This is a genomic window from Thalassobacterium sedimentorum (assembly GCF_031127905.1).
Lineage (GTDB): Bacteria > Verrucomicrobiota > Verrucomicrobiia > Opitutales > Coraliomargaritaceae > Thalassobacterium > Thalassobacterium sedimentorum.
Map to the genome: position 1 here is coordinate 62137 of NZ_JARXIC010000021.1, position 15592 is coordinate 77728.

The 15592-nt window shown below is 52.4% G+C and carries 18 protein-coding genes; 7 read left to right on the plus strand and 11 right to left on the minus strand.

Annotated elements, in window-relative coordinates:
* Positions 1-12: 12 nt before the first annotated feature.
* From QEH59_RS12685 to QEH59_RS12700, 4 genes are read right to left on the minus strand one after another with little or no spacing between them, the layout of a single operon-like run.
* Positions 13-1791, minus strand: coding sequence for a copper resistance system multicopper oxidase (locus QEH59_RS12685; protein ID WP_308985750.1), 1779 nt, complete (start codon positions 1789-1791; stop codon positions 13-15).
* A gap of 20 nt (positions 1792-1811) precedes the next feature.
* Positions 1812-2396 carry a cupredoxin domain-containing protein gene (locus tag QEH59_RS12690; RefSeq protein ID WP_308985751.1) on the minus strand — a complete coding sequence of 195 codons (585 nt, stop codon included), beginning with the start codon at positions 2394-2396 and terminating at the stop codon, positions 1812-1814.
* Positions 2397-2416: 20 nt separating this feature from the next.
* Positions 2417-4858 (minus strand): copper-transporting P-type ATPase, encoded by a 2442-nt coding sequence (locus tag QEH59_RS12695; protein ID WP_308985752.1) that lies wholly within the window; start codon positions 4856-4858, stop codon positions 2417-2419.
* 47 nt (positions 4859-4905) lie between these two features.
* The gene (locus QEH59_RS12700; protein WP_308985753.1) at positions 4906-5646 is read right to left on the minus strand and encodes a class I SAM-dependent methyltransferase; all 741 of its coding nucleotides are present in this window, start codon (positions 5644-5646) and stop codon (positions 4906-4908) included.
* Positions 5647-5861: 215 nt separating this feature from the next.
* On the opposite strand from QEH59_RS12700, the gene QEH59_RS12705 reads away from it, so the two are divergent.
* From QEH59_RS12705 to QEH59_RS12735, 7 genes are read left to right on the plus strand one after another with little or no spacing between them, the layout of a single operon-like run.
* Entirely contained in the window at positions 5862-6785 is a 924-nt protein-coding gene (locus QEH59_RS12705) for a Spy/CpxP family protein refolding chaperone (RefSeq protein WP_308985754.1), read from the plus strand.
* A gap of 45 nt (positions 6786-6830) precedes the next feature.
* Positions 6831-7157, plus strand: a complete 327-nt coding sequence (locus tag QEH59_RS12710; RefSeq protein WP_308985755.1) for a glycogen-binding domain-containing protein — start codon at positions 6831-6833, stop codon at positions 7155-7157.
* Complete coding sequence (locus QEH59_RS12715) at positions 7157-8467, plus strand: Glu/Leu/Phe/Val family dehydrogenase (RefSeq protein ID WP_308985756.1); 1311 nt, start codon at positions 7157-7159, stop codon at positions 8465-8467. The genes QEH59_RS12710 and QEH59_RS12715 overlap by 1 nt, the downstream gene beginning before the upstream one ends.
* A gap of 12 nt (positions 8468-8479) precedes the next feature.
* The gene (locus QEH59_RS12720; protein ID WP_308985757.1) at positions 8480-9634 is read left to right on the plus strand and encodes an FAD-binding oxidoreductase; all 1155 of its coding nucleotides are present in this window, start codon (positions 8480-8482) and stop codon (positions 9632-9634) included.
* Between the two features lie 26 nt (positions 9635-9660).
* Positions 9661-10311, plus strand: coding sequence for a 2Fe-2S iron-sulfur cluster-binding protein (locus QEH59_RS12725; RefSeq protein WP_308985758.1), 651 nt, complete (start codon positions 9661-9663; stop codon positions 10309-10311).
* Between the two features lie 13 nt (positions 10312-10324).
* Positions 10325-11083 (plus strand): hypothetical protein, encoded by a 759-nt coding sequence (locus QEH59_RS12730; RefSeq protein WP_308985759.1) that lies wholly within the window; start codon positions 10325-10327, stop codon positions 11081-11083.
* A gap of 1 nt (position 11084) precedes the next feature.
* Positions 11085-11894 (plus strand): hypothetical protein, encoded by an 810-nt coding sequence (locus QEH59_RS12735; RefSeq protein WP_308985760.1) that lies wholly within the window; start codon positions 11085-11087, stop codon positions 11892-11894.
* Positions 11895-12194: 300 nt separating this feature from the next.
* Here the strand turns inward: QEH59_RS12735 and QEH59_RS12740 are convergent, their stop codons facing one another.
* The 7 genes from QEH59_RS12740 to QEH59_RS12770 all read right to left on the minus strand — a co-directional run bounded on the left by QEH59_RS12740 (position 12195) and on the right by QEH59_RS12770 (position 15417).
* Positions 12195-12983 carry an AlbA family DNA-binding domain-containing protein gene (locus QEH59_RS12740; protein WP_308985761.1) on the minus strand — a complete coding sequence of 263 codons (789 nt, stop codon included), beginning with the start codon at positions 12981-12983 and terminating at the stop codon, positions 12195-12197.
* Positions 12970-13254, minus strand: a complete 285-nt coding sequence (locus QEH59_RS12745) for a DUF5676 family membrane protein (RefSeq protein WP_308985762.1) — start codon at positions 13252-13254, stop codon at positions 12970-12972. The genes QEH59_RS12740 and QEH59_RS12745 overlap by 14 nt, the downstream gene beginning before the upstream one ends.
* 41 nt (positions 13255-13295) lie before the next feature.
* Positions 13296-13520, minus strand: a complete 225-nt coding sequence (locus tag QEH59_RS12750; protein WP_308985763.1) for a hypothetical protein — start codon at positions 13518-13520, stop codon at positions 13296-13298.
* A gap of 44 nt (positions 13521-13564) precedes the next feature.
* A complete protein-coding gene (locus QEH59_RS12755) occupies positions 13565-13891 on the minus strand; it encodes a P-II family nitrogen regulator (RefSeq protein ID WP_308985764.1) in 327 nt (108 codons plus the stop codon).
* A 110-nt stretch (positions 13892-14001) separates the two neighbouring features.
* Entirely contained in the window at positions 14002-14592 is a 591-nt protein-coding gene (locus QEH59_RS12760) for an RNA polymerase sigma factor (RefSeq protein ID WP_308985765.1), read from the minus strand.
* An 11-nt stretch (positions 14593-14603) separates the two neighbouring features.
* Positions 14604-15080: a Spy/CpxP family protein refolding chaperone gene (locus QEH59_RS12765; RefSeq protein ID WP_308985766.1), complete on the minus strand. Its 477-nt coding sequence runs from the start codon at positions 15078-15080 to the stop codon at positions 14604-14606.
* Between the two features lie 4 nt (positions 15081-15084).
* The gene (locus QEH59_RS12770; protein WP_308985767.1) at positions 15085-15417 is read right to left on the minus strand and encodes a hypothetical protein; all 333 of its coding nucleotides are present in this window, start codon (positions 15415-15417) and stop codon (positions 15085-15087) included.
* Positions 15418-15592 lie beyond the last annotated feature (175 nt).

Below are 15592 nucleotides of genomic sequence, written 5' to 3' on the forward strand. Positions count from 1 at the left end.
AGTTTGTTGTGTCTAGGAAACGCGAACGACTTGGAACATGCCGGCTTCCATATGGTAGAGCAGATGGCAGTGGAAAGCCCAGTCGCCCTTTTCGATAGGTGTGATCAGCGCGGAAATTTTTTCGCCCGGCTTAACAAGGATCGTATGTTTATAGGGGATACTGTCGTGCGGCTGTCCGTTCTCGATCTGCATCCACATGCCGTGGAGGTGGATCGGGTGTTCCATCATGGTGTGATTGACCAGCCATAAGCGTAAGCGTTCGTTATGACGGAAGTTATAGGGACCCGGATGCTCCGAGTATTTCTTGCCGTCGAAAGAGAACATGAAGCGCTCCATATTGGCGGTGATGTTGATCGTCATCTCACGATCGACTTCGGGCTTATACTGCTGCGGCGCATCAGAAACCATATCCGCGTAGGTCAGCACTTTCCAGCCGTCGTCGCCGAGACCGATGCCGGGTTCCGAAACGCGGTCTTTGGGATTCATAACGATCATGGCGGTGTTGACGTTGTCATCCGGCACGAAAGGCTCGGGGCCGATCGGACCGGGGATGTCGGGCGTGGTCGTTTCGGGGCCGTGTTGCTTCCCGGAATCCATCTTCATGGAGCCGTGATCCATGCCGCCTCCGCCGAAGATCTTTTGCCCCATCATGCCCATGCCGATGTCGTCCAGGCGACGGACGGGCCGCTCGCGTAGATCGGGAACCGAGGCGCTCAGCCCCATCTGGGGTGCGAGAGTGCCTCGGGCATAGCCGCTTCGATCCAGTGATTCGGCGAAGATGGTGAAGGGCTGATCCTTTTTCGGGCGTACGAGCACGTCGTAGGTCTCGGCCACGCTGATGCGGAATTCATGGATGTCCACTGGCTTAACCGCCTTGCCATCGACCATCACGACCTGCATGTCGAGGCCGGGTATACGCACGTCGAAAGTGCTCATGGCGGCGGAGTTAATAAAGCGCAGGCGCACGGTCTCGCCGGGGTTAAAGAGTGCCGTCCAATTGGAATCCGGCGCGAGGCCGTTCATTAGGTAAGTGTATTCCGCACCGGTGATGCCGGCCAAGTCGACGGGACTCATGCGCATCTTTCCCCATGCGAGGCGGTCGGCCACGGTATCTTTGATTCCGCGCTCTTTGAAATCCTTAAACAGGTCGCCGACAGTGCGTTGTTGATAGTTATAATACCCGTCGTTCATCGTGACGTTGCGGAACGCGGCGTGCGGACCGTCCGAAGTCCAATCGGAGAGCATGACGGTGTAGTCGCGGTCGGCGCGGATCGGATCGCCGCCACGCGGCTCGATTATGAGTGGGCCGTAAGTGCCGGTCTGCTCCTGGAAAGCGGAATGACTGTGGTACCAGTAGGTGCCTGATTGGACAAGTTTGTAGCGGTAGGTAAAGGTCTCGCCCGGCCGAATACCGTCGAAATTCACGCCCGGTACGCCGTCCATTGCGAAGGGCACAAGGATGCCGTGCCAGTGAATCGAGCTGTGCTCGGTGTCCATAAGGGAATTGGTCACGTTCAGCTCGACGGTATCGCCCTCGCGCCAATGCATGAGCGGTCCGGGGACAGTGCCGTTGATGGCAGTGGCTTGCACCGCCTCCTTCTGGCCATTGAGATAAAACGGTTGGTAGGCGATATCAAGATCGTATCGACTCTGTGGTGTGAGCTTGAGGAGATCTGCTGCCGCTGCACCTGGTTCCGCCCAAAGCGGACGGGGCAGCAAACCTCCGAGGCTGGTTACAAATACGCCAGCTCCAAGCCGACCTACGAATTGTCGTCTATTTATTTTTTCCATGGTAGTATTGTGTTCGCATTTTAGTGAGTGTGCGAATGCTCACTGTCGTCTGGGCTGGGCGTGAGCATCGGTGGATGCAGCGCACCGGATTCAATATCTGAGTTGCCGCGCACTTCGAGTTGACCGATCATACCGAGCTGCTCATGTCCGGGCGTGCTGCAAATGACTTTATAAACACCTAGCTCCATTGGTGCGACGATGGTTTTAGCAGCTGTTTCGCCAATAGGTGTGTGGAGGTGTGTTTCGGGGCGTCCCTCCAATTGCCACATGTGTACGGCTTGACCTCTGTTGACGAGTGTAACGAATAGTTTCTCGCCCGGTGTTGCGGTGATCGTTTTTGGATCGAATGCGAAGTCGGTCGCGGTGATAGTGACTGTGCGTGCGTCCGCTGGCTTTTTTTCCATGTGTGAACCAGCCTCATGGTGGTCGCCCATATGGGCGTCGTGACCGTCGCTATGAGCAGAACTCTCGGCGCTTTCCTCCATCATCGAATGGCTATCGTAGTCATGCGTGTCGGTTTCTTCGTTTTGGCCGCAGCCCGCGAGCGAGAGGGCAGCGAAGGTGGCTAGGGCCGCGAGGATTAAATTTATTGATTTTGTCTTCATGGTTGTGCCTTTGTTTCTGGTTAATCGTTCAGGTTGAATTTTTTAAGCCTAAGTGCGTTCGTAACGACCGATACAGAACTGAGTGCCATCGCCGCGCCCGCGATCATCGGGCTGAGCAGCACGCCTAAGAATGGATAGAGGATGCCCGCAGCAACGGGCACGCCTACGGCATTATATATAAAGGCGAAAAACAGGTTCTGCCGTATATTGCGCATGACGGCGCGGCTAAGCTTCAGCCCACCGACGATTCCACGCAAGTCACCTTTAACTAAGGTAAGCCCGGCACTTTCGATGGCTACATCGGTACCCGTGCCCATCGCAATGCCGACATCGGCAGCAGCGAGCGCGGGTGCGTCGTTTATACCATCGCCTGCCATGGCGACGCGGTGGCCTTTCGCTTTCAGCTCGTTGACGATACGTTGCTTATCCTCTGGCGAGACTTCCGCATGGACTTTATCAATGCCTAGCACTTTGGCGACGGCTTGTGCCGTGCGCGAATTGTCGCCCGTGCACATGACGACCGTGATACCCATGGCATGCAATGACTCGATGGCTTCTTTGGAGCTTTCTTTGATCGGATCGGCAATGGCGATCAGTCCTAGGAGTTGTTGTTCTTTAGCGACCCAAATTACGGTCTTGGCTTCGCTTTGTAGACGCTCGGCCTCTTGGCTGAGTTTTTCCGAGATTGAGAGGCTTTTGCTTTCGATGAAGGCACGTTTGCCTATGCGGACAGTTTCGCCAGCTACAATGGCTTGGACGCCGCCACCTGTGGTGCTATTGAACTCGGTGATGTCCGGCACACTGACGCCGTCGGCCTTGGCTTTGTCGACTACGGCGCGGGCGAGCGGATGTTCGGATTGCGATTCGATGGCCGCGGCGAGGCGCAGCAGGTCTTCCTCGGAGACACCGTCCACCGTCTGTAAATCGACGACGGATGGTTTGCCCTCGGTTAGGGTGCCCGTCTTATCAGTGATCAAATGGGTCACCTTTTCGGCACGTTCGATGGCTTCCGCATTTTTAACAAGGATTCCGTTTTGCGCCCCTTTACCTACGCCGACCATAATCGACATCGGAGTGGCTAAACCCAAAGCACAAGGGCATGCGATGATGAGCACAGAAACGGCCACTACGATGGCATAGGCCATTGCGGGAGCGGGGCCAAAGATCGCCCAGAGTATGAAGGCCAGAATTGCGACCAAGACCACGGCGGGTACGAAATACCCTGCCACTGAATCGGCCAGCTTCTGAATCGGGGCACGACTGCGCTGCGCTTGTGCCACCATGCCGACGATTTGTGAGAGCATGGTTTCTTCACCGACCGCTTCGGCTTCCATGATAAAACTTCCCGTCTGGTTGACGGTCGCGCCGATGACCTTGTCGCCTACGCCTTTTTCAACAGGCACTGGCTCCCCAGTGATCATAGATTCGTCGATGGTGCTCTTGCCTTCGCGGATCGAGCCGTCGAGGGGGATTTTTTCGCCGGGTCTTACGCGGAGACGGTCGCCCTTGTGAATGGCGTCGATCTCAACATCCGACTCCTCTCCGTTCTCGTCGATTCGGTGCGCGGTTTTTGCGGCCAGATCGAGCAGGCTTTGGATCGCTTGCCCTGTCTGTTTTCGTGCGCGTGCTTCGAGCCATTGGCCGAACAGGATCAAGGCGGTGATGACTGCCCCAGCTTCGAAATAGAGCTGTACTTCGCCGTGTTTACGGAAAGAGTCCGGAAATAGCTCAGGAAACAGAACCGCCACGACGCTGTATGCGTAGGCCGCACCCACACCGAGCATGATTAGGGTAAACATGTTTAAGCTACGGTTGACCAGCGAGCGCCAGCCGCGGGTGAAAAACATACCGCCCGCCCAAAGGATAACGGGAGTCGCCAGCAGTAATTCCAGCCAGCCCTGTAAGGTAGGCGAAAGAAAGCCGTCGAACGACAAGCCAGGAATCATACTGTCGAATGCTAGCAGCAAAATCGGCACTGTGAGGATGCCAGCAACGAGCGTTTTGCGCTTCAGGCTGTTGATCTCACTGGCCTCTTCGTCTTCTTCGGCAACACCATCCATCGGCTCCAAATCCATCCCGCACTTCGGGCATTGCCCAGACGTGGGCTCCTGAATCTCGGGGTGCATCGGGCACGTCCATATTTTCGAAGTCTCTGCTTTAAAAGCTGGGTTGCGTTCGAGGCGCATGCCGCACTTCGGACAGTCGCCGGGTGTGTCGGACTCCACACCGGGACACATCGGGCAAAAGTATTTCGCATTTGCTGAGGGTTCGACTGGCGCGCCCTCATGATGGTGGTGGTGGTCGGCGTGGTCGTGACAGCAGTCGTGTGTTTGCTTCGATTCCGGCTTGGAGGCTTCGGCGTGGTCGCCGTCGCAGCAGTCGTGCGCCGGGTCGGGCTTGGAGGCGGGATCATCGTGGCTGTGATGATGCGTGTGTTTTTCGGAATGATTACTTGGATTCATGCGAAGCTAATTTGGGGTTCTAGATAAACATCTTGAATGGAAAAAATTTAGTTTCCTCGGGAGGGGAGGTCAATCTGAGCAGGCAAATAACGTGATTCTACACGGCAGCACTTACCCAAAGTTACCGTCGAGATAATCCCTTCGTGGAACTGCTTGAGGGTGGAATGCTTACAGGCGTGAAACGGCATTCGATCTGAATTGAGCGCATGCGATAAATATTGTGCCGACTCAACCAATGAACCGATTTCCGATTCTGATACGTCATCTTTCGAGTCGGGCAATTGCGCAAATGTGTATGCAATGATACCACCGGGTTTGAGGACACGTAGGAATTCCTGAACCGCTTTACCGGGATTCCCCATTGTCTCCAACACCCATGATGCAAACACGACATCGAAACTGTTATCTGCAAATGGAATGTTGGCAATGTTGCCGTGAACGAAATTCACTGGCTGCGTAAAGATCTTCCGGCGAGCGGTTTCAAGCATCGGCAGCGAAATATCCAGCGCATGTAGCTCGGAAGGATCCAAATACGTTATCAAGTCAGGGATACGTCTTCCAGTCCCGCAACCCGCATCCAACACGACGGGGCGCAGGGGGGCATTTTCTTGGCAGACTTGCAGCAGGTGTTCGATGGCATCACCGGCAAAAGTCTCATCCCAAGTCGCCGCAAATTGGTCGTATCCATTTGCCATCGCATTATAGATATCAGCGGCTTCGTCGCGGTAACCAGCGAGTAAATGAAGAAATGCGAGTAATTGACGTTCGGTATTCGGGTCGTGGTGCATAAATAGGTATAATTCAGCGACGTTATGCCGACTGATGTAATAGCATAGTGGTGGTTTCTATAGTGTTAAACGCCACTTACAGCGAAAACCCTCAAAAAAAAGTATCTGCTTCCATTTTTTAAGAATTTTGAGGGTTCGCAGCGATGTCTGCGTTTAAGGAATAGAACGCATCAATAACTGGTGCTCTGTTTCACCCAAAAAAAACAATTCCAACTATGAAAAACTTCAATAAAACGCCTCTTCTCGCCGCTGCCTTTCTAGCTCTTGCCTCATCTACGGCGATGCTTCAGGCGCAACCCGATTCACATACTGCGCATGCCGATATGCCGCAAGGTGACTTAAGCGGAATACAGCAGCAGCTCACCAACATGCAAGTGCAGCTCGGTTCTATCGAGGCCGCATTGAACATGAACCACTCTGGCACTCCCGTTAAAGACGCCTCGATGCCAATGAAAGGCATGGGCATGAAAGGCATGATGATGGGCGATGGGCAATCGTCCGGTATGGCTGACATGGATATGGGTGACACGCCAAGCAGTGACATGAACATGGGCAGTAACGGAATGATGGGTGGGATGAAGCCCAAGGGCAAAATGAAGATGGACAAAGATAAAATGCCGATGGGCATGATGAACGGAGGCATGTCGATGGACGGAGGCATGTCGATGGGCGATATGGGCATGAAAAAAGGCATGGCTATGATGGGCTCTATGCAAGATATGGGAGGCACCATGTCGATGGATTCTGCCTTACCAGGCTTTCCCGGTATTTCTCATATCTACCACATCGGAGCGACCGGCTATTTTCTAAACCACGGCGATCATTTGAATCTCAGCCCTGAGCAGCAAAAAAAACTCGGCGAACTTAAGCAGGCATCCGAATTAAAGCAGGCGACTTACCAGCGTGAAATTACTGCGGCTGAGCAGGAGCTCTGGGAACTGACTGCTGTCGGTGACCCCGACTTCTTAAAGATCGAAGCCAAAGTGAAAGCCATCGCAAAGAAGCAAACGGAAAAACGCCTAGACTTCATTCGGTCTGTTGGTGAAGCAGCCAAAGTGCTGACCGATGCACAACGTCAAATCCTAGCAGGCGACTCTCCTGCCGCGCCAGCTGATCCAGTCGATCACAGTGCGCACTAAAAGCGCTACGATTTACACGCTATCGAAACCAAGGAGATACAGACTATGACTGCAAAGAAAATTGATAAACGAAGAATTGGCCATCGGAGCCCACGTCGTAAACGTATTAAGTTCAGTTGCCACTCTATTGATGCCCAAAGTGTTTTTTTGGCGGGCTCGTTTAATGAGTGGAACCCTACAGCATTGCCCATGCGGCGAGATCAGGAAGGAAATTGGTCGACAGAAGTATTACTCGACCGTGGACGATATGAATTCAAATTTATCGTCGATGGCGAGTGGGTCTGTCGTCCGCAGTGCTCCGATGATCACGACTGCGCTGATTGCGTGACGAACGATCACGGCACGATGAACCGCACACTAGAAGTCGTATAATGAGCAGCCAACCGACTGATCTTTTTGAAATGGCACTGGCACGTCTCAACGACGCAGCCAAATACTGTGATGCCAACGAGGAGACGCTGAAGCGTTTACGGCATCCGATGTCGATCCATCAAGTGTCCATACCTGTGCGGATGGACAATGGTGAACTGGAAATCTTCGACGGATACCGTGTGCGGCACAACGACGTGCTCGGCCCGACCAAGGGCGGGCTGCGTTATCATCCCCAAGTGGATCTGAGCGAAGTCAAAGCATTGTCTTTTTGGATGACTTGTAAATGCGCGGCAGTTGGTTTGCCTTTTGGCGGTGCTAAAGGCGGTATCGCGGTCAATCCCAAAAAGTTATCACGCCTTGAGTTAGAGCGATTGAGCCGCGGATTCATCGAGCAGATGTCTGGCTTAATCGGCCCGGACATCGATATTCCTGCCCCTGATGTTTACACCAACCCCACGATTATGGGTTGGATGATGGATGAGTATTCGCGAATCCATCAAAGAAAAATACCCGCCATGATTACGGGCAAACCAGTGCCATTGGGGGGCAGTCTCGGGCGCGACGATGCGACCGGACGTGGAGCCTATTATTGTATCAAGGAGATGGAGGCACTGGAGGGCTGGAACCCGACCGAGATTAAAGTGGCCATCCAGGGACTCGGTAACGCTGGGCAGCATGTCGCACGGCTATTGCATCAAGACGGGTATAAGATCGTCGCCGTGAGTGATTCGGGAGGTGCCTTATACTGCCCCGAGGGACTTGACATTCCTAAAGTAATCGAAGCCAAGAATACGCATCGCAGCCTCGAAGGGCTCTATTGCAAATGCTCTGTCAGCGAAAGTATGCCCTGCGATAACGTAGGCACTCGTTCCATCACCAATGCGGAATTACTGGAGTTGGAGGTGGATGTATTGATCCCCGCTGCGATGGAAAATCAACTGACGGTGGAAAATGCCGAGCGTATTCAAGCGGCCTATATTGTTGAGGTCGCCAATGGCCCTACCACGCCCGAGGCGGATTCTATTTTAAACAATCGCGGCTGTATAATCATTCCCGATGTTTTGGCCAATTCGGGTGGGGTCATCGTCAGTTATTTCGAATGGTTGCAGAACCGATCCGGCGACTATTGGAGCGTCGAGGACGTTCAGGAGAAGCTCAAGTCACGTATCACGGACGCGTTCAAGAAGATCCATGCCGTCAAAGTGGATAAGGATACTAACTTCAGGACAGCCGCCTATGTGCGAGCTGTTGACCGCATCAATTCAGCCATAGAAGCCCAGGGCACTTACAGCTATTTCAAGAACCAATAGATCACACCAAGCATGATAAAAAAAATCGCAGTCGTCCTGATCCTGTTGGCTCAGGCCACACTTGGCTATGCCCAAGTTTCACCCGAGGAACACGCCCAACATCACCCTGAAGAAAATGCGACGATCACCGATGCGCCTGCGGCAGCTGCCAATTCGGGCGGCGGTATGATGGGCGGAAGCTCCGGTGGTATGATGGGGGGCGCTAATGGTGGTGGCATGGGCGGCATGATGGAGCAGATGGGCGCACCCAAGCCTAAAGACATGTATCCGTCGTTGATGGCGTTGCCAAATCTACCGATGGAAGACCGCGCCGAATTGAAGCAGGAAGCGCATCAGCGCATGCAGGCAGGTGCGTCGCTCATGAGTGAAGGTATGGGCGCACTCTCTGCTTCCGCGCCAACAGATGATTTTATAGCAATGCAAGGCGCGGTGAGCCAAATCAAGCAAGGTTTATCTCAGTTTGATAGCGGTCTCGCCGCACACCGTGCACTGGCGGAAGGCAAGGCACCTCGCAATGTTGCATTACAATGGTTCAAGCAAGAAATGGGTTTGCTGCCCGCTGGACAGGATGCCCACCAGCGGCTTTGGTTCGGTCTTTCGCCCTTTCATTTTTTCGCAATGGCGATGCTTGTCCTATTTTTCGGGGCGATGAGTGCCATGTATTTCTTCAAGATGCGCCGAGCGGCGGCACTCTTAAAGCAAATGGCTTCGGTGCAACCGATCTCAACAACTGAAAGGACGACTCCCGCGGCAATCAGTGCACCTGCTCCCAATGCCGCTCCCGTAGCAAAGAGCAAACGCTGGTCTGGGATTCTCGCACTAATCAATACATTCCAAGAGACCCAGACGGTGCGGACTTTCCGCTTTGCACCAGCAGACGGAACCCAGATTCCATTTGATTATTTACCAGGGCAATTCCTGACAGTCACCGTGCTCATCGACGGCAAGAAGGTGAAGCGTTCCTACACAATCGCGTCCTCCCCTTCGCAACGAGATTACATCGAGATCACAGTCAAGCGTGAGGGAAAAGGCATGGTATCCCGCCACTTGCACGACCATCTGCAAATCGGCGATCCCTTGGAAATAGCGGGGCCTGCCGGTAAATTCACTTTCACAGGATCAGAGGACGAAAGTATCGTCTTGATCGCCGGCGGTGTGCCGGCGTGACTCCGATGATGAGCGTGCTCCGATATTTGACGGCACATTGCTGGAAAAAAGAAATCTATTTTATCTTCGGAGTGCGTAAACCTGAAGACATTATCTTCCGCGAAGAGCTGGCTTATCTGGAAAAACGTCATGCCAACCTCAGAGTGTGGATCACAGTATCGCAGCCCGAATCGACCAATTGGGAGGGGCCAACTGGTCGACTCAGCGCCGAAAGTCTCAATGAAGCGGTGCCTAATATCCAACAACGCCTAATTCACATTTGTGGCCCTGGCCCGATGATGGATGGCACCAAGCAGCTCCTTCTCAGTATCGGCGTCCCTCAAGAACAGATAAAAATGGAAGCCTTTGGCCCACCTCCAGAAAAGGTCAAACCAGCCACTCCTGCAAAAGCTGCGCCGACGCCAGAGACTGTGGACTCACCTTCGGTGGAATTCACACTATCCGAAAAGGCCGTCCCGATCAGCGCAGATCAGACAGTCTTGGAAGCGGCGGAAGACAACAACATCGAGATCGACAATTCATGTCGCGCGGGCTCTTGCGGTGCCTGTAAAGTCAAGATGCTCGCGGGAGAGGTCGAGATGGAAGTCGAGGACGCTCTGGAAGAAGATGAAAAAACATCCGGTGTGATCCTCGCCTGCCAAGCCAAAGCCAAGAGCGATCTAAAGATCGAAGCGTGATCCCTGTTTACCTATGAAAGAAAAAGACAAAGTCATCATTTCATCCCTCGTCATGCTCTTGGCCATTCTCTGGCTGGGCTTCGCCTTCCACCGCTCCCCGCGCTTTGCCGGAAGCTTCTGGGGCGGTATGCTGGCCGTGACGGGTTCCTTCCTGATGCTGATTCCGCTCTTCTATTCGTTCATAAAGCGGATCAAAGTGCTGCGCAACTGGGCCAAGCCATACATGTCGATGCGAACGATGTTGGCCTGGCATATTTACGCGGGTGTAATCGGCCCGATTCTGGTACTATTGCACACGGGGCATAAGTTTGAAAGCGTCTTGGGGATTAGCGTGACTGCCATGACCTTGATCGTCGTTTTTAGCGGGTTCATCGGCCGCTATCTCCTCAGCTCGATCGGCAAGGAAATGAAAGAGAAGAAAGCGCAGCTCAAAGAATTACGCGCTCACTACGAAACCACGCTATCTGAGTTACGCGCCAATCCCGAGGCCGCATCCGCTATAAAACCATTCGCGGGTTTCTTTCGCCGAATCTACGGCAGCTTCCTTTCATCCGATACCCCGATCACAGCGAATCAAGCCATCGGATACAGAGCCATGAAACTCGCCGAATCCATTGCCGATCTGGAATACGCGATAACCAGCCACGAGACCTTGAAGAATGCCTTTAAAAAATGGCTCAAACTACACATTACCATTTCGATGATCTTGTATGTGCTGATGGCGCTGCACGTCTGGGCCTCCATCCACTTTGGCATCCGCTGGTTCTCATAGCATGAAACGCTTTCTATACATATTGGTTCCAGTGGCGGCCATTGCCGGGTTCGTGCTTTGGCTGTCGGACGCGGATACAACGGATACAACACAGGCGGAAGTCGTCAACTCGATGCAGCGTATGGTCAACCCCGGGGCGCTGTCTGCTGCGCATGCCCACCTGGAGAACAACTGTAGCGCGTGCCATACGCCAGTCAAAGGCGCAGCTGCCGTCAGTTGCGTGGTTTGCCACGCCAACGAGGCGGATCTGCTGCAACGCCAGCCCACCTCCTTTCATGCGGACATCAGCAGTTGCACCGAGTGTCACCGAGAGCATCAGGGGCGAGCCGTGCGACCCACTAAAATGGATCACGACAGCCTGACAGCCATCGGTATCAAACAACTACAAGGAGCGGATGCGGATACCGAACAGTCATTGGCGGCCTCGCGTCTGCTCGCCTGGTTAGAGCATACAGAAACGCCGCCGGAGACGCTTTCAGTCAGCCCTCACATCTCTCAAGCCTCAGCGGCTTTAAACTGCATTACCTGCCACAAAAGCGATGACCGACATTTCGAACTATTCGGAAACAGCTGCATGCAATGTCACGGCACGGAAAGCTGGAATATACCTGAATTTGTGCACCCTTCGTCGGCATCCATGGACTGCGCCCAGTGCCATCAAGCTCCGCCCAGTCATTACATGATGCATTTCAAGAAGATATCCCAGACGGTGGCCAACAAACCCAAAGCCACAGTCGATCAGTGTTACAGCTGCCACCAGACCACATCTTGGCCTGATATAAAGGGCGCTGGATGGTATAAGCATCATTGATGATGTACGATGTCTTCACTTCCAAGAAGTGGAGGCGTAAAAAAAACGAAAGTAAGCAAATGAATGATGAAAACGATAGAGACGAAAATTATTGCGCCGTTTGTGAGCGACCGCTCGGGAATGGCACCAAGTTTGCCAGAGTCCGCTACGAAGAGAGAATGATCGCACTATGCTGTCCTATCTGCATGGAAAAGTTCGAAGCAAATCGAAAATTCTATGCCCTTCGCAACGAAGCCAACCAAGCGATTGATAATGTGAAACGGCCTAAGCCGTGATGCGTTCAGGATGCTTCAAGCAGCATTAAGACTGCTGATGTTCTTCAATATGGGCGACAGCTTCTCGGGTGTTTAACTCCCGTGTCGTGTTGCCGGCTCTGACGTAGTAAAGTTGAGAGTGACCATCCTTACAATATGCGGGCACGGGAGAAGGTTCGACTCGCACAACCGCCACCATTTGAGCGTTCAGCATCGTGTAACTACAATGGATGCGCGAACAATGCCGACCGCCGATATAATCGGTAGCGACGGCCACTAGCCGCTGTTCGAAGCGATCCCATGTCGGCTCACGCAAGGTCTGCAAATCATCTTCGATGCCGAGAATAAGCCCGCTATCCTCGACCCCAATCAGCAGGACGCCCCCTTGGTGGTTCATCAGCCCAGTCAGAGTCTTAGCCACGACAGCTTCCAGCTGTTTATTGACTTTCCCTTTGGATACATCCCAGCGTAGAGATGATTTAAACTCCAGGGTTTCGCTTTCGCCTTGAGAGATGAGCGCATCCAAATCTTCGGGTGAAGTTCTCGTCAACAGGGTCGACTCCTTTGCTCCAACGATTCGACGATGCAGCCAGGCGAAGGCCAAGCCAAAGAGCACGCCCAAAGCGCCCAGTAGTAGCGTCATCGGCAGCATCTCGGGGCTGAATGCTGTACGGATCGGGTCGATTAGCATCGACCCCATATTTGGTGATAAATCGAACCCCGAGCGCCACTGGTGGATCGCTTCCAGCGCGGGATGCATCATGAGGATCATCAAGACCGCTCCGAGAGCGGCATACGTCAACCAAATCCCGGCACCTTTGCTACGAGTTCTCATGATTTGGGCGATGTCCAAAGTTATAAACGACTGCGACCAACGCACCGAAGAGCCAGCTCAGAATCACCGTGTTGATCCATCCGGTCAGCGTCATCCAAAACCCGACGTGCTCCACCAAAATTGGCCGGAGGTCGATCCCGTGAAACAGACCATTGAAAAATAGAGTAAGCGTGACCGGCCCTGCCACAGCCATTAAGAGCACGCAACCGAGATAGAAGGTTCCGGCCGCTGCTGCGCAAGCCATACCGAAGCGTTTGGGATGTAAATACATAAGAATTGGTCTTTCGATGATGGTTGGGTGAGTTAGGACGATTATTCGTAACTACCTGGTTCGGACTTTGGCTCCGCTTGCTTGTCGTGCTGCGCGTGTGCAGGATCGTGGGAGCCATGCATGCCCATCATCATGAAGTGGCAACCAAACATCAGCACGAGGAAGATGGTGAAGGTCATGCCCGAACTAAGGCCAAATGCAGGCAGAATGAAAATTAGGGCGATGGGGATGAGGCATCCCAAGAGATGGAAGAATCCGTGTTTCATAGGATGGTGTGATGTGAATCAGTGGGGGGGGTGAATGAGAGGAACTATGCCGGACTTTCCTCGACCAATTGGGCTCCGGTCTCAACTCGGTAGGCTTCGTCGATAGTAGAGACAAAGATCTTACCATCGCCACGGTGTCCGCTACTCGCAATGCGGAGTATTGTAGCCACCACAGTATCTTTCAGTGTATCGTCACAAACAGCTTCGACCTTAATATGGGTGCTGAAATCTACCAATTGTAGTATTCCGCGGCTGCGTCCAAAGCCGCTAATCGAGCAAACGCTTACGCCGCTCAACCCTTCGATTCTCGCCAAGCTGATAATCACTAAGTCTAACTTATCTTTCCGGATGTATGCTTTAATTTCTTTCATTTGTGGATCGTCCTTTTGTTTTACTGAGAATGACTCCGCCATTTGCACAAAACATTGTCCGCAAATCGCATTCATCTCATTCCTTTAAACGCAGGAATTGCCGCAAACCCTCAAACTTCTTGAAATAGATCCGCCAATTTTTCACGCAGTAATTTTCGAGCTCGATAGATGCGAGTCTCCACGGTCTTGCGACTCGTTTTTAATATCTCAGCACATGTATCGTATGAGTTTTCCTCCAAGATACAAAAGATGAAAGGAAACTTAAGTTTGTGAGGCAGCGCGAAGATCGCAGCATGTACGCTTGAAACCGATTCGTTGGAGACCACAGCTTCTCCAGGGTTGCTCAGATTCGAGGCGAATGTCTCATTACGCTGAATATTCGGCGTTTCGTCGAGCTCAGCATCCAGAGAAAAGTCCCCCTTACGCTTACGGTTTCGCCGGATAAAATCCCGGCACAAGTTACCCGCTATCGAAAATATCCAAGTGACCACTTTTGCATTTGGACGAAACCGACTCGCATTTTGATACACTCGAAAGAACGTTTCTTCCGTCAGTTCAGCCGCATCGGCTTCATTATTCACATAGCGATAAATGAAGTGGAACAGAGCTTCTCGGTGTAGCGACATCAACTCCTTGAGTCCAGAGTCGTCTCCTTTTTGGATTTTTTGTAGCGACTTAAAGTCTGCATCTATTTCGGCCATTATTCACAAGATCACTCCGGCTGACTAAGTGCTTTCACCGCAAGTTGACGCAACTTGTCCTGCTTCTCAGGAGGTAGCACGTTCAACATGTCATAATAGTGTTGTATGGATAACTCTTGGAGTTCCCCATGAACCTCATGAAGTCGGTGAATCGCAGCATCCACTTCAGGCACGTATTGATCCGTGCTCACTAAGATCTGACGCAAGTCGCCAACCCGAGAGTCAAATTCTTTAACCAAGCGTTCCCGCTCGCTCCGATAGTCGCCTTCGAAGGCATCAATCGCCGCCTCCTCTTTCTCTGTCAAATTTAGAGTTTCGTGAAGCCACTGGTGCCCATGCGTCATGTCATGATTCCAAGCATCCTGACTCTTCGAGAACCAGTGTCTCGTAACGAATGAGACACTTATACAGACAGTGATTATCGCCAATACGATGGCAACTAGCGTGAGTATCTGTTTAGTTCGGGTGGATTGATCTTTTGCTACCATAGGCTTAATTTTCCAAATCAAAAAACGGAGCTTCGTCGAAAACTCCAAAGTCCAATGCGCTGACGGCAAGACTCTGTTTCTTCGCTGCGCGTGCAGAACTTGCCTCTAACACCACCGTGGAGGTTGCGCTGAGCATAACAGCTAGAGCTAAAGTGCTTAGAACTAGGCTTTTTTGAGGCAAGAGCCCAAAAATCCAATCCAGCACGCTGACCGTCTCAGTTTCACTAGTAGTGAGACGAATGCGGCGAAGGACATTCGCTTCGATGTTGGAAGGGCAGACCGGCAACGTACGATCTCGTTCTGCCCTGAGTAATTCTTCAAATATATGGTCTTTCATGATCACTTAAACGCAGATAATCCCCAAAACCCTCAATTTTTATGATGTCTGGTTAAAAAAGCGACAAACTGATACCTATAACTACCGAATATTTGATATGAAGAAAGAAATAGAGCGGACAAAGCAGTTGTTGGACTGGAGAATGCACCTCCTGCATTTGGTCACGTTCGGAATT

Coding starts and splice junctions, on each gene's coding strand:
- QEH59_RS12715 (WP_308985756.1), top strand. CDS start 7,157: ATGAGCAGCCAACCGACTGATCTTTTTGAAATGGCACTGGCACGTCTC.
- QEH59_RS12710 (WP_308985755.1), top strand. CDS start 6,831: ATGACTGCAAAGAAAATTGATAAACGAAGAATTGGCCATCGGAGCCCA.
- QEH59_RS12770 (WP_308985767.1), bottom strand. CDS start 15,417: ATGAAAGACCATATATTTGAAGAATTACTCAGGGCAGAACGAGATCGT.
- QEH59_RS12765 (WP_308985766.1), bottom strand. CDS start 15,080: ATGGTAGCAAAAGATCAATCCACCCGAACTAAACAGATACTCACGCTA.
- QEH59_RS12690 (WP_308985751.1), bottom strand. CDS start 2,396: ATGAAGACAAAATCAATAAATTTAATCCTCGCGGCCCTAGCCACCTTC.
- QEH59_RS12750 (WP_308985763.1), bottom strand. CDS start 13,520: ATGAAACACGGATTCTTCCATCTCTTGGGATGCCTCATCCCCATCGCC.
- QEH59_RS12720 (WP_308985757.1), top strand. CDS start 8,480: ATGATAAAAAAAATCGCAGTCGTCCTGATCCTGTTGGCTCAGGCCACA.
- QEH59_RS12695 (WP_308985752.1), bottom strand. CDS start 4,858: ATGAATCCAAGTAATCATTCCGAAAAACACACGCATCATCACAGCCAC.
- QEH59_RS12735 (WP_308985760.1), top strand. CDS start 11,085: ATGAAACGCTTTCTATACATATTGGTTCCAGTGGCGGCCATTGCCGGG.
- QEH59_RS12760 (WP_308985765.1), bottom strand. CDS start 14,592: ATGGCCGAAATAGATGCAGACTTTAAGTCGCTACAAAAAATCCAAAAA.
- QEH59_RS12700 (WP_308985753.1), bottom strand. CDS start 5,646: ATGCACCACGACCCGAATACCGAACGTCAATTACTCGCATTTCTTCAT.
- QEH59_RS12740 (WP_308985761.1), bottom strand. CDS start 12,983: ATGAGAACTCGTAGCAAAGGTGCCGGGATTTGGTTGACGTATGCCGCT.
- QEH59_RS12705 (WP_308985754.1), top strand. CDS start 5,862: ATGAAAAACTTCAATAAAACGCCTCTTCTCGCCGCTGCCTTTCTAGCT.
- QEH59_RS12755 (WP_308985764.1), bottom strand. CDS start 13,891: ATGAAAGAAATTAAAGCATACATCCGGAAAGATAAGTTAGACTTAGTG.
- QEH59_RS12685 (WP_308985750.1), bottom strand. CDS start 1,791: ATGGAAAAAATAAATAGACGACAATTCGTAGGTCGGCTTGGAGCTGGC.
- QEH59_RS12745 (WP_308985762.1), bottom strand. CDS start 13,254: ATGTATTTACATCCCAAACGCTTCGGTATGGCTTGCGCAGCAGCGGCC.
- QEH59_RS12730 (WP_308985759.1), top strand. CDS start 10,325: ATGAAAGAAAAAGACAAAGTCATCATTTCATCCCTCGTCATGCTCTTG.